We start from the raw sequence: 17,470 nt of genomic DNA, 5'->3' as shown, positions 1-17,470 counted from the left end.
GTCGGCCTAGGGTTCCAGGTCGGCTTCGGCCAGCAGGACCGGCAGGGCCCCCGGGTCGCGCAGGACGGCCTCGGCCATGAGCCGGCCGGCCCAGTTCCCCGTGGCCCACGCGAGTGCCCGGGCGAGCCCGCCGGCTCCGCTCGCGTGGATTTCGCCGTCTCTCGTCCACCACGGCACGTCCTGGCCGTCCACGATCAGCCGTTCGTGCGCGAGGTAGTGGGCGGGCGCATCCGGCAGGACGGCGCTGACCGCTTCGGGCACGGAGCGTTTCTCGCCCGCCGACTGGACGATGCCGGGGACCTCGTCGCCGGCCAGCGGAAGATCGAGAAGTTCGGCGAGGCGCGCGTCCCGCCCCTGCGCGGCGATGACGAGCGGCTGTCCTTGGAGGAGCGGCAGGACGTCCGGGCCGTCCAGGACCAGGGCGTCGGCGGCGTCCACGACCTCGGCCTCGCCGTCCACGACCGCCCGCACATGGTCGGGGGGTTCGACGACGGCCTCGGGCGCATCGGCCAGTGCCGTCCAGAGCCCGCCCAGTTGGACACGGGTGACGGACCGTCCCGGGTCACCGAGGCGATCGAGCAACTCCTGGGGGCCTCCGGGCTCGTCGAGCAGATCGACCAGCGATGTACGAACGCCCAAGGCGAGCAGGAGCCGCTCGTCCAGTCCCTCTGGCGCGACGTCGTAGAGCCCGGTGAGGGACTCGTCCCCGCCTAGACGGAACTCGCCGGGTCTACGGCCGTCCAGGACGCGATGACGGCTCAGCCACCACGCCGTGTAGGACGGGACGGCAACGCGACGCCCGTTGTGCAAGGTCACGTGGGCGGGGTCGACGATCGCGGCCCGCCACGGCGGCCCGGCAAGGACGCGCAGCGCCGCGGACCAGTCGTCGACCAGTTCGAGGTCCCGGACGGCGAGGAACTCCGGCACGAGCGGCGGAAGGTCCTGCGGGCCGATCCGCCGCAGGACGTCGTCCGCCCACAGGTCCTCGTCGTCGAGTTCGAGGGTCTCCGCTTCATCGGCGAGGCCCGTGAGGTTGACGTCCTCCTCCCTGGCGAGAGCGAATCCGTCCAGGACGCCGACGGCCGCGAGCGTTTCCGCGCCCCACCGCTCCACGACCTCGCCGTCGACCACGCCGAACGGCGCGTCATCGGCCATGAGGTCACGCAGCGGGCTCTCCGGCAGAAGCAGCTCGCCTGCCGGGTAAAGCTCCCCGCCGTCGCCGGGCAGGGCCAGCTCGGCCAGCCAGGGCTCCTCACCGGGATCGAGCCGGGCGGCCGCGACCAGTTCAAGGACGGCCTCCGCGACCGCATCGGGGTCGTCGGCCTCGAACGACTCCCCGACGGCCGCCCTCACGGCGGCGTCGGCGAGGACGGTGCGCGGTCCCGCCTCGACCGCACCGAGCCGGGTCAGCAGCGGATGCACGGCGTCGGGGTGAACGAACCGCAGGCCAAGGGCGTCCAGGCCCCCGGGATCGACCCCGTCCGCGATCAGCAGGCCCCGCGGACTCCGGACGATCCGCCCGGAGTCACCCGCCAGCGGCACCGGGAGGGCGCCCAGAGCGTCTGTGGCGGCCTCACCGAGCGTCCCGTACATCCGGTGCCACCACGCCGGTTCCCGGTCCACAGCGGCCAGCTCATCGATCACGTCGGCCAGCTCGACCCGCCGGACCCCGAGCGCGGCCAGTGCCGGGCTCCGTGCGGGCCACTCCGGAGGGAGCAGCCCGACGACGACCGCGTCCCCGCCGGGGGCGTCCTCTCCTGCGGCGTCCTCTCCTGCGGGCGCCTTGATACCGCCGAGCACCTCGATGAACGGGGCCGGTGCGTCCACCGCGACCGCGTCGCGTCCGCGCATGCGGTGGGGCAGCAGCGGCGCCTCGGGAAGGCGCTCCCGGATGCCCCGCCGAACCTTGGCGTCCAGTTCCCCGGCACCGACCGGCCCCGGCACGAACCCGAGCACCCGTGGCGAGACGGGAAGCCCGCTCAGCAACCGGATGTAGGTCTCGGCGACCCGATCCACGAGGAAGTCGGTCAGCGACCCGGGCGCGACGTGCCGACGGTCGGGCGCGAGCGGGAACGACGCGATGAGCAGCGCCCGCAGATCCAGGCGTTCGTCACTGGGCGTGGGCGCGTGCACGACACTCGGCGTGCCCTCCGGCAGCCCGTCCTCTGGCAGGGCCCACCGGACCTGCCAGAACGGCCGTGCCCGTTCCTCCACGGGACGGTCCTCCAGAAGCGCCACCGGGATCTCCCCGTGCGCCTCGGCGGTCCGCCACACTCCCCCGTTGATGGCCACCTCGCCGGACGCGCGGTGCTCGGCGTTCAGCTCGCGGACGTCCCCGTCAACGTCGATCTCAACGAGTTCCAGCGCCGGCAGGGCCAGCATCAGCGCCGCGCCGACCTGCCCGAGCTGCCGCCGGACGGACTCGACCGCGTCCCCGCGCAACGGCAACCGCACGACCGTGTCGAACCCCGCCGGGATCTCCGGCGGCTCCGGCTCGTCCAGCGCGAACGGCAGCCGCAGCAGCGGAACGTGCCCGCCGCGCCGCTCCAGCTCGCCGGCGAGCACGGGGATGCCCTCCACCAGTTCCCGTGCCCGCTCGCGCGACCACGTCACGCCCGCCGCGCGGGACACGATGGCGGGACGGTCGCTGACGGCCACGACGGCGGCGAACCCGACGCCGAACCGTCCCGCCGCACCGGCGTCGTCCCGCTTGGACGACGCCCGCAGCGTGGACAGCGCCTCCACGCCCGCGGCGTCCAGCGGCGCCCCCGCGTTCGCTGCGCTGAGGACCGACCCGTGGTCAAGGACGCCGTGGTCGCGGACGCCGTGCTCCGGGCCGTCGCCGTCGTCGGTCCGGAGGGTCAGGCGGAGGCGACCGGGGACACCGGCGCGCAGCGCGGCGTCGGCGGCGTTCTGCGCCAGCTCCACCACGACGCGGTCGCGGTAGCCGCCGAGCGCGAAGTCCTCCTCGGTGTTGGCGTCCTCGCGGAACCGGGCGGGCGACTCGCTCCACGCGCGCAGCACCCGTGCGCGGAGCGCCCGCGTCCCGAACGGATCCCCGCCGCCCGCAGGGCCGCCAACCGCGGAGTCGTCAACCACCGGGCCGTCAACCACAGAGTCGTCCCCCAGAGGGCCGTCCGTCATCTGGTCAGCTGTGACCGAGGGCCTCGTCCTCCAGGGACGCGGCGTCCTCGTCGCCGCCGGTGGGGACGACCTCGTAGCCGAGCTCGTCGATGACCGGCGGATTGTGCTCGGACACGGCCGGGAGGGAAACCGCCTCGGAGTGCGCGCCGCAGCCGTGGTCGGCGGACACGACACGTCCGTCGTCGGGGGCGTACTCGTTCGCGCACACCCCGAAGACATGCCGCAGCTCACCGGCCAGCGCGACGAAGAACCCGCAGGTGGAGCACTGCGCGGGGGCGGACGCGGCGATCGGGGCGCGGGGGCCTCCCACACCGTCGTACCAGCGCGCGGCGGCCTCGTCGCGGCCCTGCCGGGACAGCACCCGGACGCGGCCGAGCCCGGGCTCCCACTGCGCCTGCCGATCGGCGGAGTCGTCGACCTGCGCGAAACCGGGGGCGAGCCGGACGTCGTCGGGCGCGGTCGGCAGCAGGTCGCCGGGGCCGAGGTCACCGGGACGCAGCCGTTCCAGCCACGGCACCCATGGCGGCGCGAGCATGGCGTCGTCCCCCGGCAGCAGGACGCATTCGCTGACGGTCACGACCTTGGCGCGGGACGCCCGCGTCACGGTGACCGACCAGCGCCAGCCCGTGTAGGCGGGGTCGAGGCACTCGAAATAGTGCGTGACCAGGCGGTCGCCCTCGGCGTGCAGGCCGAGATGCTCACCGACCGGCTGGGGCCGGGCGGTGTCCTCCGCGGCTTCGCGGGCGAGATCGACGGCCTCGGCGCAGGCGGTGTCGACGGCGGGCGTGCGGGTCCGGCGGGCGGGTCCGGAGGTGGTGCGCGCAGCGGCGGGTCGCGCGGGGCTGGACTGACGCATTGAGCTCACATGTCAATTCTCGCCCATGGAACGACGTGGCCGGGCACGCACCCGGCACCGGCCGCGAGGTGAGCCCCCATCTCAGCGGGGAACGTACTCTCAATTGGAGTCGCCGAGGGCCGTGCCTCGGCCGACGACGGCCCGGACGACCGCAAGGGACGACCGCAAGGGGAGATCAGGGCGCATGGGGGACCGGAAACGGTTCGGACGGGCCGTACACGCCGGCGCCGGCGGGACGGCGCGGGCGTTCCGCGGCGCGCGTTCGGCGGCGCTGGGAACGGGCCGGCTGACCCGGCGCGCCACCCACGCCCAGGGCGCCGGACGCAGCGGGCTCGGCAGCCTGATCGAGTCGTCCGCGTTCAACTCCGCCGGCGACGCGATGCTCACGGTCGCCCTCGCCGGGACGCTGTTCTTCGGCCTGGACGTCAACCAGGCGCGCGGTCAGGTCGCCCTCTACCTCCTCGTCACCATGGCGCCGTTCGCACTGGTCGCGCCGCTGATCGGCCCGGCGCTCGACCGGGCGCGGCATGTCCGCCGGTACGCGATGGCGAGCACGTTCGTGATGCGCGCGCTGCTGTGCTGGGGGATGGCGAGCGCGCTCCCGCACGGCGACCAGGTCACGTTCCTTCCCGCCGCGTTCGGCGTGCTCGTGCTGTCCAAGGCGTTCGGGGTGCTGCGGGCGGCGGTGACGCCCCAGGTCATGCCCGGCGAGATCACGCTGGTGACGGCGAACGCGCGGTGCTCGTTCGCCGGGCTGATCGCCGCGTCGGTCACCGCGCCGATCGCCGCCGGCCTCGCCGTGCTCATCGGGGCCGGCTGGGTGCTGCGCATCGGCACGGTCATGTTCCTGCTGGGCGCCGTGTTCACGATGCGGCTGCCGCGGCGGGTGGACGTCCCCGACGCAGGGCCCGCACCGGAGAGCGAGGCGGAGGCCGGGCCGGAACCGGCGGCGGGTGCGGCCGGGCGGGGAGCGGCGCCGCAACCGGCCACGACGCGTGCGAAGCACTGGCGGACGCTGCCGCGGGTCGGCCCGGTCGTGGCGGAGGCGATGCAGGCCAACGCGGTGCTGCGGGCGTTGTCCGGCTTCCTGATCATCTATCTGGCGTTCCTGCTCCGCCAGCAGCGGTTCGACCCGGTGTCCCACCATGTCGCGCTCGGGCTGCTGGCGGCGTCCGCCGGGGCCGGCGGCCTGATCGGCACGGCGCTCGGCGTCTGGATGAAGGCGCGGGCGCCCCGCCTGATCGTCTCGGCGACGCTGGCGTCCGTCACCGCCGTCACCGCCGCCGCCGCGGCGTTCTTCGGGCTGTGGGCGGCGCTGGCGGTGGCGGCCGCGGCGGGCCTCGGGCAGGTGTTCGGGAAGCTGTCCATGGACGCGGTGGTGCAGCAGGAGATCGGCGAGGAGATGCGCTCGTCGACGTTCGCGGTCACCGAGACCCTGCACCAGCTCGTCTGGGTGATCGGCGGGCTGCTCGGCCTCGGCATGTCGATCATCGCGGACGGGCAGGTCGCGCTCGCGGTCGTCGCGGGCGCGCTCGCCGTTTCGCTGGGGCTGCTGCTGTCGCGTCAGGCGGGCCGCCGGCACCGCGGAAACCGCCGCCCCCGCCACACGAACACGATCAAGGACGCGCACCCGGAGATGCGCACCTGAGCCCCGCTCACAGCACACCGCTCACCGCTCACCGCTCACCGCTCACCGCTCACCGGACAGGGCCTACCGCAAGGAATTTCGGCGCGCGGCGGCGTCAGGTGGCCAGGTCGTCGGCGACCGCCCGCAGCACGGTCGCGATCTTCTTGGCCTCCGCCGGAGACGGATGCTTGCCGCGCCGGTAGGTGTTGGAGATGCCGTCCAGCAGCTTGATGAGGTCCTCGGTGATGACGACCATCTCGTCCGGCTTCTTGCGCCGCTGCTTGGCGATGGTCTTCTCGACCGACGGCAGCGTCTCCAGCACCCGGACCTGGAGCGCCTGCTGGCCCCTGCGCCCCTCGACCACGCCGAACTCGATGCGCTGGCCGGGTTTGAGCGTCGTGACCCCGCCCGGCAGCGCCGAGGAATGCACGAAGACCTCACCGCCGTCGTCGCGCGTGAGGAAGCCGAAACCCTTGTCGGCGTCGTACCACTTGACCTTGCCAGTCGGCACCGGAGACCTCGTTCGGTAATCGTCCTGAATCGACCCCAAGATTAGTGCCTCGCCATGCGCCGGTGTACACACCGGGGTGCCCTTGCGCGACGCCTGCGGGGCCGTTGAAAGAAGCTATCCCGAACGTCCGACAAGGGCACCCGAATATCACCTCGAACGAGGCCTTATCGGCCAGACGCCCCCGCAAGTCACACGGTCGCCGCGAAGCCCGTCATCCAGCCGGGGAAGGCCAGCAGGTCGGGCAGGACGACGTCCGCGCCGTAGGCGGTGAGGGCCGCCGAATCGAACGGGCCGGTCGCGACGCCCACGGCCACCGCCGATGCGGCCCGCGCGGCGTCCACGTCGCCCGTGTGGTCGCCGATGTAGGCGCCGGCGCCGTGCTCGCGCAGAGCGGCGCCCTTGCCCGCGCCGAACAGGCCGCCCACGACGGCGTCCACCTCAAGCCCGAGGTAGCGGACGGTGCGCTCGGTGTCGGCCTGGTTCTTGCCCGAGACGACGATGACGCGTCCGCTTCTGGCCCGCACCGCGTCCAGCGCGGCGAGGGCACCGGGCATCAGGACGGTCGCCGGGATCGCGATGTCGGCGTAGATGGCCCGGTAGCGTGCGGCCATCGCGGGCACCTCGTCCGCCGGGAACCAGTACGCGAGCTCCTCCTCCAGCGGAGGGCCGATGCGCCGCACCACCAGGTCGGTGTCGATCGGGACGCCGGACTCCGCGGCGAGGGCGGCGTACACGGCGGAGATCCCGGCCCGGGTGTCGGCCAGGGTCAGGTCGAGGTCGAAACCGACGGCGAGGGCGGAGTCATGAGATTTCGGGGGATCGAGGTCAAACACGCCCCACAGGGTAAGGGGCTGGACACACGCGAGTACCCGCGCTCTCCTGGTAGTGGCGATGCGACGGGATCCGAGTAGGAGAGCGCGGGAACTTTTCTCGCGGGAACCGTTCTGTTGTGACCGGGTCTGGTGTGCCCGATCCTCCGGGAACGGCCGCCCGTGTTGGCGATATACCCGCGCCCTCGGCCACAAACCATCTGACCAGGGAAAACGCGGGACTCGAACAAGCCACCCGAAGCAAAAGGACGATCAGCACCACGGAGCCGGACCGTCCGTCCCCGGCGAAGTCCCTCCCGGCGAAGGAGGCCGTAAATGGCAGGGAACCCCGACCGGCCGCTCGACCAGGATCCAGGCGGGACCGGCGAGCACACCATGACCCGCGCCGAACCCGGCGGCGACCACCGCGCGCCGAGGGCCCGGCGATCGTTCGGCGCCGGCGCCGCCGCGGCCCGCCGCCGCGCCGCCGCGATCGCCGCCACCGTGGTCTCCGTCATCACCACGGTCATCGTGCTGATCCTGGCCGTGCACATCGTGTTCGTCGCGTTCGAGGCCAACACGGCGAACGACCTCGTCCGCTGGTTCGGCGACCGGGCCACCGACCTGTCCTGGCAGTTCAAGGACATCTTCCAGCCCGAGGACCACAAGGTCGAGGTCGCCGTGAACTTCGGCCTCGCCGCCTTCGTCTACCTGGTGATCGGACGGATCCTGGCGGGCCTGATCCGCCGCCTGGACTGATCGCCGTCTGGACTGATCGGCGCCGGCACCACCTCAGCCACCGGAGCACGGGCCGGGCGGCCGCGGCGCCACGCACCCAATCGGCACGGTCACAACGTCATAGCGAACCTTGGCGAGAGGCTCAACCGGCTCATAACGCGTTCCTGTGGGCTGCCCTGGGGAATCAGTCCCGGCCGGGGAAGCGGACCTCGTCGAACGGCCAGGCGGTCTTGACCCACTCGCGGACGAACTCCTCCAGCTCCTTCTCCAGCGCGGAGTTCTCCTCGTCGGCGCGGACCCAGAACACCACGACCGCGTCCGCGCCGGGCTCGTCGGACGGCGCGACGTGGATGCGGCCGATCTGGCGCTCCCCGTCCGGCGTGATCACGACGTAGCTGAACGAGCGCCGCAGCTGCCCCTGCTTCTGCAGCCAGGCGACGTCGATCAGGGCCTGCTCGAAGGTGAACTCGTGGTCCGGCCATCCCCACTCCGGCCCGAACCGCCCGGCGAGCCGGTCCAGGCTGCCGATCACGGCACCGTAGTCCTTGACCACGTCGTGGACGGTGATCGGGCGGATCTGGAACCGGGAACCGGCCACCAGCGTGGGCACCACGAAATCCTCGGGCAGGAAGGCTCCGTCGGCCGCCTTCCGCGGAGACATGAACATCGCGACCTCTCCGACGACGGCCCCTTCCGGCGATGGGGCGCGGAGAACTGAAACTCTAGTCGTCCCCGGCCCGGTGCGAGCCGGATCACGAATTCGGGCGCGCCGCGCAGGACGTGGGGTCGCGCAGGTCGAAGATGCCTTAGTGTTCTTGCGGAGGAACTCATCACCATGACGACACCTACGCGCGATCGGATCGTTGCCGAGTCGCTTCGGCTGTTCGCCGACCGCGGCTACACGGCGACCTCGGTCGCGGAGATCGAGGCGGCGGCCGGCCTGTCGCCGGGCGCGGGCGGTCTCTACCGGCATTTCCGGTCCAAGGAAGAGGTGCTCGCCTCCGCCATCCGCGAGCACATCGACCGCACCCGGCAGCAGATCAGCGAGGTCCTGGACCAGGCGGCCGTCTTCGAGGACCGCCCGCTGGAGGTGCGGCTGCGGATGACGTGCCAGGCCGGGCTGGCGAAGATGCGCGAGGAGCAGGACCTCATCCGGGTGCTGTTCCGCGACCTCGACCAGTTCCCGCATCTCGTCGCGGAGATGCGCGAGGGCATCGTCAACCCGCTGTACGACGGGATCTCCACCTGGCTTTCGGCACAGCCGGAGTTCGACGGGGCCGACGAGGACTGGCCGGCCGTCGCCTCCATCCTCGGCGGCGCCGTCGTGAACTACTGGCTGGCGAACGAGTCGATGTACGAACCGCCGACCCGCATCGACGAGAAACGGTTCGTGGACAGCTGGGCGCGGCTCGGCCTCGGGCTGATGCACCTGGACCGCACCCCCACCCCCTGACCCGCGCAACCGCGGTCCCGCGGTGATCCGCGGGGTGTTCCGCCGGGTGATCCACGGCTCTGATCCTCCCGATCCGGGCAGGCCGTGCGGGCTCCTAACCTTGAGGGGCCCGGTACAGGCGGCGCGCACGCCACCTAAAGTTGGGGATCGGCATGGAAACGTACGCGGACTGGTTGCGCGCACGAGGCGACGACGAGCTTCGTGCGCTGCTGTCCGCGCGTCCCGAACTGCTCGCCCCCGTCCCGGCCGACCTCACCGCCCTGGCCGCCCGCGCCGCGACGCCCGCCGCGATCTCCCGCGCCCTCGACCGGCTCGACCGTTTCACGCTCGCCGTCCTGGAGGCCCTTCTCGTACTGCCTGCGCCGAACGGTCCGGACGCGCTCGCCGCCGCCGTCGACGCCACGCCCGGCGAGGTCTCGGACGCGCTTGGAACGCTTCGGCGGTACGGGCTCGCCTGGGGGAACGGGACGCCGAACACGGCGCCCGGCGTCCGGCAGGGCCTGCCGCACCCGGCGGGGCTCGGCCCGCCCGTCCAGGAGGTCTTCGCCGGGTACTCCACCGAGCGGCTCACCGAACTGATCATCGACCTGGAGGGGGAGGCACCGCGCGGGTTCACCGACTCCGCGCGGCTCCTGCGGCGGCTCGCCGAGCTGCTGAGCGACCCCGGCCCGCTCATCGACGACGCGGGGCCCGAGGCGCACGCCGCCCTCGACGCCCTCACGTGGGGCCCGCCGTTCGGACGCGTCGCCGACGCGCGCCGTCCCGTCCGGATCGACACCGCCGCCACCCCCGTCGAGCGGCTCCTCGCCCGCGGCCTCCTCGCCGCCGAGGACGACCGGACCGTCACCCTCCCCCGCGAGGTCGCGCTGCACCTGCGCGGCGGGCACCTCTTCCGGGACGTCCCGGCGGAACCGCCCCCGCTCACGTCCGCGGGGCGTGGCCCGCGCGGCGAGGACGTGGTGGTCCGGGCCGCGGCGGGCGAGGCGGCGAGCGCCGTCCGGCTCATCGAGGAACTCCTGGAGCGGTGGGGGCTGGAACCGCCGCCCGTCCTGCGCAGCGGCGGCCTCGCCGTCCGCGACCTGCGCGCCGCCTCCGTCCTCCTGGACGTCCCCGAATGGCAGGCGGCACTCCTCGTCGAGGTCGCGTACGCGGCGGGGCTGCTGACCCGCAGCGGCGACCTGGACGGCGAATGGCTGCCCACCCCCGCCTACGACCTGTGGCTGATGCGCGACACCGCCGGCCGCTGGACGGAACTCGCCCGCGGCTGGCTGAAGTCGGACCGGGCCGCCGGGCTCGCCGGCGAACGCGACGACCGCGACCGGCTGATCAACGCGCTGAGCGAGGCGATGGTGCGCAGCAGCGCGCCCGCCACCCGCCGGGCGACGCTGGAGATCCTCGCCGACGCTGGACGCGGTGCCGCCGACGAGGACGCCGTCCGCGCCCGGCTCGCCTGGCTGCGGCCGCGCCGCGGCGGGCCGTCCCGCGACCGGCTCCTCGGCTGGACGCTGCGCGAGGCCGCCGTCCTCGGGATCACCGGGTTCGGTGAGCTGGCCCCGTTCGCCCGCGACCTCCTCGCCGGCGACGATCCCGAACCCCGCCTGGAGAAGCATCTTCCCGCGCCGGTCGACGAGATCGTCATCCAGGCCGACCTGACCGCGATCGCGCCCGGCCCGCTCGTCACCGACCTCGCCCGCGAACTCGCCCTCGCCGCCGACGTCGAATCCACCGGCGGCGCCACCGTCTACCGCTTCACACCCGAGTCGGTCCGCCGCGCCCTGGACGCCGGCCGGACCGCCGCCGACGTCACCGAGCTGCTGGCCAGGCACTCGGCGACCCCGCTCCCGCAGCCGCTCACCTACCTGATCGACGACGTCGCCCGCCGGCACGGCCACCTGCGCGTCGGCGCCCTCGCGTCCTACGTCCGGACCGACTCTCCGGCCGCGCTCGACGAGATCCTCGCCGACCGGCGCTCGGACGCGCTGCGCCTCTACCGCCTCGCCCCGACCGTCCTCGCGTCCGGGCTGCAGCGCGCCGACCTCCTCGACGGGCTGCGCGCGATGGGCCTCGCCCCCGTCGCCGAGGCCCCCGGCGGCGGGGTGATCGTGACCCGCCCGGACGCGCAGCGCGCCGAACCCCCGCCGACCGCCGAGATCGTCCGGTTCCGGCCCGAGCAGCGCACCGACGCCTCGATGATCTCCGCCGCCGTCCGCGCCCTGCGGGCCGGCGACGAGGCGTCCCTGCACGGCGCCGAGCAGGCCCGGCTGAGGGCGGACGCCCCGTACGGCGAGCCGCCCCGGTCCCCCGCGATGGCCACCATCGACCGGCTCCGCGCGGCCGTCGAACGCGGTGGACGCGTCTGGATCGGCTACCTCGACCAGCAGGGCCAGGCGTCCAGCCGCATCGTGGAGCCCGTCCGCGTCGAGGGCGGCTTCCTCACCGGCTACGACGCGACCCGCGCCGCCGTGCACCGGTTCGCCCTCCACCGCATCACCGGCGTCTCCGAACTCACCGACGACCCGGCCCCCTGACCTCTCCGGACCACGCGTCCCGCCACCCGGACGAGTCGGCGACCGGCCACCATCGGCCCGAAGGCGGCGGGGGCATGCGGCCGGTTGCGGACGAGGGGGAACCCTGGTTCTGTCGGAGGCGTCGTAGCGGGTACCAGTCGGGGGCCGAGAGGAGACAGTCCGTGAGCGGATACGGAGGTAGCCCGCCGCCTGGCTGGCAGGACCCGTACGGCGGATCGCAGGGATGGAGCGGCGACCCCTACGGCGGCACCCCCTACGGCCCGCGGGGCGGGCATCCCGGTTACGGCTACGGACCTCCCGGGGTTCCGACGAGGCCCAGGAACAACGGGAGCACCACCGCCGCTCTCGTCTGCAACATCATCGGGGTGCTGCTGTGCTGCGGCGTGCTGTCCATCCCCGGCGTCATCACCGCCGCGATCGCGATGGGCAGGGTGGACTCCGACCCGGAGTCCGCGCGGAAGCTGACGGTCTGGAGCTGGGTGCTGTTCGGCGTGTCGATCTTCCTCGGGATCATCATCGCAATCATCTACGTCTTCGCGATCGTCCTCACCGAGTCATACGACTCGACGACCGGATACTGACCTGCCCGACCGGCGAACCTCCCGAGGAGCTCCCGCCGAGCCGGCCATCGACCTCCTGACCATCACGCCGCCACGGCCGTGCTCCCTCGGTGGGTGACGCAATAAAGCGGTGGCGCGCGGTGTTGGATCCCCTGGCCCCGTTCTGTACGGGCGACGTGCCGCCGTCCCTCGGGTAACGTGCACGGGCGGTGCCAGGCCGAACAAGGCATCGATCATCGAATCTCGACGGGGGCTCTCGCTTTGACCGACGGTCCGCTCATCGTCCAGTCCGACAAGACGCTCCTGCTGGAGGTCGACCACGACCTGGCCGACGCCTGCCGCAAGGAGATCGCCCCGTTCGCCGAACTCGAACGGGCACCCGAGCATGTCCACACCTACCGGGTGACGCCGCTCGCCCTGTGGAACGCCCGCGCCGCCGGCCACGACGCCGAGCAGGTCGTCGACACGCTGCTCAGGTTCTCCCGGTATCCCGTCCCGCACGCCCTGCTGGTCGACATCGCCGACACGATGGCCCGGTACGGGCGGCTGCGGCTGGAGAAGGACCCCGTGAACGGGCTCGTCCTGTCGTCCTCGGACCATTCGGTGCTGGAGGAGGTGCTGCGGGCCAAGAAGATCAAGGGCATGATCGGCGACCGGGCCGGCGAGGACGCCGTCGCCGTCCATCCGAGCGAACGCGGCGCCCTCAAGCAGGCCCTGCTCAAGCTCGGCTGGCCCGCCGAGGACCGCGCCGGGTACGTGGACGGCGAGGCCCACGCGATCTCCCTCGTCGAGGACGGCTGGGAACTGCGCTCCTACCAGCGGGAGGCCACCGACACGTTCTGGCACGGCGGCTCCGGCGTCGTCGTGCTCCCCTGCGGCGCGGGCAAGACCGTCGTCGGCGCCGCCGCCATGGCCCGCGCCGAGGCGACCACGCTGATCCTCGTCACCAACACCGTCTCGGCGCACCAGTGGAAGCAGGAACTCGTCCGGCGCACCTCCCTCACCGAGGACGAGATCGGCGAGTACACCGGCACGAAGAAGGAGATCCGCCCCGTCACGATCGCCACGTACCAGATCATGACGACGCGCCGTAAGGGCGCCTACACCCACCTCGAACTCTTCGACGCCCGCGACTGGGGCCTGGTCATCTACGACGAGGTGCACCTGCTGCCCGCGCCGATCTTCCGGATGACCGCCGACCTGCAGACCCGGCGCCGGCTCGGCCTCACCGCCACCCTCGTCCGCGAGGACGGCCGCGAAGGGGACGTGTTCTCCCTCATCGGCCCCAAGCGTTACGACGCGCCGTGGAAGGACATGGAGGCGCAGGGCTGGATCGCACCCGCCGACTGCGTCGAGGTCCGCGTCACCCTCACCGACTCCGAGCGCCTCGCCTACGCGACCGCCGAACCCGAAGAGCGCTACCGCTTCTGCGCCACCACCGACACGAAGACCAAGCTCATCCAGGCGCTGGTGGACCGGCACAGGGGCGAGCAGACCCTCGTCATCGGCCAGTACATCGACCAGCTCGACGAGCTCGGCGCCCTCCTGGACGCACCCGTCATCAAGGGCGAGACCCGCATCCGCGAACGGGAACGCCTCTTCGACGCGTTCCGCTCCGGGGAGATAGACATCCTGGTCGTCTCCAAGGTCGCGAACTTCTCCATCGACCTTCCCGAGGCGTCCGTCGCCGTCCAGGTATCGGGCGCCTTCGGGTCCCGCCAGGAAGAGGCCCAACGCCTGGGCCGCCTGCTGCGGCCCAAGGCGTCCGGCCAGGGTGCCCGCTTCTACGCCGTCGTCGCCCGCGACACCCTCGACCAGGACTACGCCGCCCACCGCCAGCGCTTTCTCGCCGAGCAGGGCTACGCCTACCGCATCGTCGACGCCGACACCGTCCTCGCAGGCGACGACATTTAGGTGACCGCCCCGGGCGCCGGACGACTCAGCGCCCGCGCCCTGGTGACGCATCGGCCCTGCGAGGTCATTTGCAGCCGGAGGCGACGTCGATGCCGACTCCCGCGTCTGCGACGCGCTTGAGCAGATCACGCAGCCGGAGCAGGTCCTTCTCGGGAAGGTCGAACAGGGTGACCGCATGCGCGTGGCTGCCTTTGCGCAGAAGCGCGCGCTTCCGCTCTCCCTCCTCGGTGAGCACCAAGTGCTTGACCCGCCGGTCCTCCGGATCAGGCCGCCGCTTGACGAGCCCGCGGCGCTCCAGGCCGTCCACGATGCCGGTCACGTTCGAGGCGTCGCACTTCAGCCAGTCGGCCAGCTCCCGCATGGGGGCCGGGGCGCTCAAGTTCGCCAGGGCCATCGCCTGGGCGGGCGGCAGGCCCAGTTCCGCCGCGGTCGCGTGGAAGTTCGCACGCAGCAGGCCCGCCACCCGGAAGGCCGAGTCGGCCAGGTCGGCCACGACCAGATCGACGTCCTCGCTCATGCCCTGATCATACGTGTTCTTCATTGCCTTGATTATTGAGTATCCCAACTAACCGTGCTTTACTGGGCAACAAGTTGAGTATCTCAACCATCGAACCCCTCAAGGAGTACCGATGAGCGTTCGGAGTCGAGCACTCGGTGTGGCCGGCGCGGTCGCGGCACCCCTCGCCGTATGGGCGGTGGCCGACCCCGTACTCGGGCATGATCTGGTAGTCCAGCAACCCGGTCAAGACGCCACGGACCTCGGCGCCGCGGCGATCATCATGTTCTCCCTCGCCGCTTCGCTCCTCGGATGGGCGCTCCTCGCCGTCCTGGAACGCCTGACGGCCCATGCTCTCCGCATCTGGACGGTGACCGCCCTGGTGGTGCTCGCCCTGTCCTACTTCCCCCTGATCGGCGTGGAGGCGACCGGTGGATCCAAGGCGGTGCTCGCCCTCGCCCACCTCGCCGTCGCCGCGGTACTCATCCCCTTCTTTCGGCACAGCCCGTCCCGTGACGAGAAGACCGATGAGGCCGTCCATGACGAGGAGGCCGTCAGCAACCCGTGAAAAGCGGAAGGCCCCGCCGGCGTCGGCGAGGCCTTCCTGCGCTATGAGCCCGGCGGGGGCCAAGCCGACCCGACCCGCATCGCCCCCAGCCATGCCGCCGATCTCTGAGTTCCCGGCCGTATAAGCGCACCACAGTGTGAATTGGGTAACTCCCGTTCATGAACCACGGGGGCATCTCGTCTCTAGTTGGTGAGTTCAACGAACGGAGACGTCATGAAAATCTTCATCGCCGGAGCATCCGGCGCGATCGGCGGCCACCTCATTACCCAGCTCGTGGAGCGCGGCCACGAGGTGGTCGGCACGACCCGCTCGCCCGCTAAGACCGGCGCGCTGCGGGCGCTGGGCGCCGAACCGGTGGTCGTCGACGCGCTCGACCCCGACTCCGTGGCCGACGTGATGGCCAGGGCCCAGCCAGAGGTGGTCGTCCATCAGCTCACCGCGCTGAACGGACCGGCCAACTTTCGGCACGTGAAGCGGATGGCGGCCGCCACCAACCGGCTCCGCACCGAAGGCACCGACCACCTGCTGGCCGCCGCGCGCGCCGTCGGCGTCGACAAGTTCGTGGCGCAGAGCAACGCTCTGTGGATGGAGCGCACCGGCGGGCCTGTCGCCGACGAGAACGGCCGGATCGAGCCGAACCCGCCCGCGGACGTTGAGGAGGCGGTGGCCGCGCTGCGCCACCTGGAGGAGAAGGTGACCGGGATCAGCTGGGCCGAGGGAATCGCGCTTCGCTACGGTGGCTTCTATGGCCCCGGGACCGGCATCAGCGCCGAACCGGACGCCGTCATGGCCACGCAGATCCGCAAGCGGAAGTTCCCGGTCGTCGGCGGCGGCGGTGGGGTGTGGTCGCTGGTGCACATCGTCGATGCCGCCTCGGCCACGGTCGCGGCCATCGAACGCGGCAAGCCCGGGATCTACCACGTCGGCGATGACGAGCCGGCACCGGTGCGCGATTGGCTCCCGGAACTGGCCCGTGCGCTCGGCGCCGGACCGCCGCGCCGCGTACCCGCCTGGCTCGTCCGCCTGCTGGCCGGCGAGGGCCCGGTGAACCTGATGACGCAGTCCCGCGGGATCTCCAGCGAGAAGACCAAACGCGAACTGGACTGGGAACCGCAGTACCCGACCTGGCGTACAGGTTTCACCGAGGGACTGGGATAGGCCGGCATGTCCGCCTCCGACCTGTACGGCGAGTTGCGACCGCGGGCGTTCGCCATCGCCTACCGGATGCTCGGCAGCGTCAGCGAAGCCGAGGACGTGGTGCAGGATGCGTTCCTTCGGATGCACCAGACCCAGCAACGCGACGAGCAGATCACCTCACCGCGGGCGTACATCGCCACGCTGGTCACCCGGCTGGCCATCGACCAGCTCCGCTCGGCGCGGGCCCGGCGGGAACGGTACGTCGGTGAGTGGCTGCCCGAACCGCTGGTCACAGATCCGTCACCGGCCGAGCATGCCGAAACCGCCGACTCGCTGTCGCTGGCGTTCCTGGTGCTGCTGGAGAGTCTGTCGCCGCAGCAGCGGGCCGCATTCCTGCTGCGGGAGGTGTTCGAGTATCCGTATGACGAGATCGCCGAGCTCATCGGCACCAACGTGGACAGCACTCGGCACCTGGTCGCGCGGGCTCGGCACCACGTCAGGAAAGGCCGACCGCGATACCACGCCTCAAAGCGGCAGCGGGAAGAGCTGGCTCAGCGCTTTCTCGCCGCCGCCGAGCAGGGCGACCTTCCGGCGCTGGAGGCGCTGCTGGCACAAGATGTGGCACTGCACGTCGACGGCGGCGGCAAGGTGCGCGCGCTGACGCGGCCGGTCAACGGCCGGGGGCGCGTGGCGCGGACCTTGTCGGCCGGGCTGGCCACACTCGCGCGTCGGGGCGTGCGCATCCAGGTCGCCGAGATCAACGGCCAGCCCGGCGTCATGGCATTCGACGAGCAGGACCGGTTGGTCGGGGTCATGGGCCTCAGCATCGCCGACGGCCAGATCCAGACGATCCACTCCATCGCCAATCCCGACAAGCTGCGCCACGTCGTCCGGGTCGGCGACGCCGATGCGCTGCTGCAGGCGGGCCGCCGACCCGGCACGGACGACTGAGCCGTTGGTCACGCCGACGCCATTACGACAAGAAAGTCGCCGGCGGCCGGTGAAATGAGGAAGGCCCCGCCGGTGACGGCGGGGCCTTCCTGCAATATGAGTCCGGCGGCGTCCTACTCTCCCACACAGTCTCCCGTGCAGTACCATCGGCGCTGAAGGGCTTAACTTCCGGGTTCGG

General features: G+C 72.2%; 15 protein-coding genes and 1 rRNA gene. 9 read left to right on the top strand and 7 right to left on the bottom strand.

Features of this window, described 5'->3' with window-relative positions; all coding sequences use genetic code 11:
* Positions 1-6: 6 nt before the first annotated feature.
* Positions 7-3,099, bottom strand: coding sequence for a sacsin N-terminal ATP-binding-like domain-containing protein (locus ACTWPP_RS24650; RefSeq protein WP_443106715.1), 3,093 nt, complete (start codon positions 3,097-3,099; stop codon positions 7-9).
* Between the two features lie 49 nt (positions 3,100-3,148).
* On the bottom strand, positions 3,149-4,000 hold the full coding sequence (locus tag ACTWPP_RS24645; protein ID WP_443106988.1) for a DUF3027 domain-containing protein: 852 nt from the start codon (positions 3,998-4,000) through the stop codon (positions 3,149-3,151).
* 184 nt (positions 4,001-4,184) lie between these two features.
* Between ACTWPP_RS24645 and ACTWPP_RS24640 the strand changes: the two genes are divergently transcribed.
* A complete protein-coding gene (locus ACTWPP_RS24640) occupies positions 4,185-5,648 on the top strand; it encodes an MFS transporter (protein ID WP_443106714.1) in 1,464 nt (487 codons plus the stop codon).
* Positions 5,649-5,742: 94 nt separating this feature from the next.
* Here ACTWPP_RS24640 and ACTWPP_RS24635 read toward each other — a convergent pair whose 3' ends face one another.
* Positions 5,743-6,138: a cold-shock protein gene (locus ACTWPP_RS24635; protein ID WP_443106713.1), complete on the bottom strand. Its 396-nt coding sequence runs from the start codon at positions 6,136-6,138 to the stop codon at positions 5,743-5,745.
* A 188-nt stretch (positions 6,139-6,326) separates the two neighbouring features.
* Positions 6,327-6,971, bottom strand: a complete 645-nt coding sequence (locus tag ACTWPP_RS24630) for an HAD family hydrolase (RefSeq protein ID WP_443106712.1) — start codon at positions 6,969-6,971, stop codon at positions 6,327-6,329.
* 312 nt (positions 6,972-7,283) lie between these two features.
* Here ACTWPP_RS24630 and ACTWPP_RS24625 point away from each other — a divergent pair, with 312 nt between their 5' ends.
* On the top strand, positions 7,284-7,706 hold the full coding sequence (locus ACTWPP_RS24625) for a hypothetical protein (RefSeq protein WP_443106711.1): 423 nt from the start codon (positions 7,284-7,286) through the stop codon (positions 7,704-7,706).
* A 163-nt stretch (positions 7,707-7,869) separates the two neighbouring features.
* Here ACTWPP_RS24625 and ACTWPP_RS24620 read toward each other — a convergent pair whose 3' ends face one another.
* Entirely contained in the window at positions 7,870-8,346 is a 477-nt protein-coding gene (locus ACTWPP_RS24620) for a GNAT family N-acetyltransferase (RefSeq protein WP_443106710.1), read from the bottom strand.
* 174 nt (positions 8,347-8,520) lie between these two features.
* Here ACTWPP_RS24620 and ACTWPP_RS24615 point away from each other — a divergent pair, with 174 nt between their 5' ends.
* The 4 genes from ACTWPP_RS24615 (at position 8,521) to ACTWPP_RS24600 (ending at position 14,140) form a co-directional block, all read left to right on the top strand.
* On the top strand, positions 8,521-9,138 hold the full coding sequence (locus ACTWPP_RS24615) for a TetR/AcrR family transcriptional regulator (protein WP_443106709.1): 618 nt from the start codon (positions 8,521-8,523) through the stop codon (positions 9,136-9,138).
* A 152-nt stretch (positions 9,139-9,290) separates the two neighbouring features.
* The gene (locus ACTWPP_RS24610; protein ID WP_443106708.1) at positions 9,291-11,666 is read left to right on the top strand and encodes a helicase-associated domain-containing protein; all 2,376 of its coding nucleotides are present in this window, start codon (positions 9,291-9,293) and stop codon (positions 11,664-11,666) included.
* Between the two features lie 161 nt (positions 11,667-11,827).
* Complete coding sequence (locus ACTWPP_RS24605; RefSeq protein ID WP_443106707.1) at positions 11,828-12,247, top strand: hypothetical protein; 420 nt, start codon at positions 11,828-11,830, stop codon at positions 12,245-12,247.
* 240 nt (positions 12,248-12,487) lie between these two features.
* A complete protein-coding gene (locus ACTWPP_RS24600) occupies positions 12,488-14,140 on the top strand; it encodes a DNA repair helicase XPB (RefSeq protein WP_443106706.1) in 1,653 nt (550 codons plus the stop codon).
* 64 nt (positions 14,141-14,204) lie between these two features.
* On the opposite strand, the gene ACTWPP_RS24595 is transcribed toward ACTWPP_RS24600, so the two are convergent.
* On the bottom strand, positions 14,205-14,657 hold the full coding sequence (locus ACTWPP_RS24595; protein WP_443106705.1) for a MarR family winged helix-turn-helix transcriptional regulator: 453 nt from the start codon (positions 14,655-14,657) through the stop codon (positions 14,205-14,207).
* A gap of 112 nt (positions 14,658-14,769) precedes the next feature.
* On the opposite strand from ACTWPP_RS24595, the gene ACTWPP_RS24590 reads away from it, so the two are divergent.
* The 3 genes from ACTWPP_RS24590 to ACTWPP_RS24580 all read left to right on the top strand — a co-directional run bounded on the left by ACTWPP_RS24590 (position 14,770) and on the right by ACTWPP_RS24580 (position 17,292).
* Positions 14,770-15,204, top strand: a complete 435-nt coding sequence (locus tag ACTWPP_RS24590; protein WP_443106704.1) for a DUF6069 family protein — start codon at positions 14,770-14,772, stop codon at positions 15,202-15,204.
* Between the two features lie 213 nt (positions 15,205-15,417).
* Complete coding sequence (locus ACTWPP_RS24585) at positions 15,418-16,362, top strand: NAD-dependent epimerase/dehydratase family protein (RefSeq protein WP_443106703.1); 945 nt, start codon at positions 15,418-15,420, stop codon at positions 16,360-16,362.
* A 6-nt stretch (positions 16,363-16,368) separates the two neighbouring features.
* Positions 16,369-17,292 carry an RNA polymerase sigma-70 factor gene (locus ACTWPP_RS24580; protein ID WP_443106702.1) on the top strand — a complete coding sequence of 308 codons (924 nt, stop codon included), beginning with the start codon at positions 16,369-16,371 and terminating at the stop codon, positions 17,290-17,292.
* 100 nt (positions 17,293-17,392) lie between these two features.
* On the opposite strand, the gene rrf is transcribed toward ACTWPP_RS24580, so the two are convergent.
* Positions 17,393-17,470 (bottom strand): 5S ribosomal RNA (rrf, locus tag ACTWPP_RS24575); the annotation flags it as partial.

The organism is Actinomadura sp. 3N407 (genome assembly GCF_052245875.1).
Taxonomy (GTDB): Bacteria; Actinomycetota; Actinomycetes; order Streptosporangiales; family Streptosporangiaceae; genus Spirillospora.
The sequence above is the reverse complement of the archived record's forward strand: the minus strand, read 5'-3'. Positions and strand labels throughout refer to the sequence as shown.

Coding starts and splice junctions, on each gene's coding strand:
- ACTWPP_RS24640 (WP_443106714.1), top strand. CDS start 4,185: ATGGGGGACCGGAAACGGTTCGGACGGGCCGTACACGCCGGCGCCGGC.
- ACTWPP_RS24585 (WP_443106703.1), top strand. CDS start 15,418: ATGAAAATCTTCATCGCCGGAGCATCCGGCGCGATCGGCGGCCACCTC.
- ACTWPP_RS24620 (WP_443106710.1), bottom strand. CDS start 8,346: ATGTCTCCGCGGAAGGCGGCCGACGGAGCCTTCCTGCCCGAGGATTTC.
- ACTWPP_RS24615 (WP_443106709.1), top strand. CDS start 8,521: ATGACGACACCTACGCGCGATCGGATCGTTGCCGAGTCGCTTCGGCTG.
- ACTWPP_RS24580 (WP_443106702.1), top strand. CDS start 16,369: ATGTCCGCCTCCGACCTGTACGGCGAGTTGCGACCGCGGGCGTTCGCC.
- ACTWPP_RS24595 (WP_443106705.1), bottom strand. CDS start 14,657: ATGAGCGAGGACGTCGATCTGGTCGTGGCCGACCTGGCCGACTCGGCC.
- ACTWPP_RS24645 (WP_443106988.1), bottom strand. CDS start 4,000: ATGCGTCAGTCCAGCCCCGCGCGACCCGCCGCTGCGCGCACCACCTCC.
- ACTWPP_RS24590 (WP_443106704.1), top strand. CDS start 14,770: ATGAGCGTTCGGAGTCGAGCACTCGGTGTGGCCGGCGCGGTCGCGGCA.
- ACTWPP_RS24625 (WP_443106711.1), top strand. CDS start 7,284: ATGGCAGGGAACCCCGACCGGCCGCTCGACCAGGATCCAGGCGGGACC.
- ACTWPP_RS24610 (WP_443106708.1), top strand. CDS start 9,291: ATGGAAACGTACGCGGACTGGTTGCGCGCACGAGGCGACGACGAGCTT.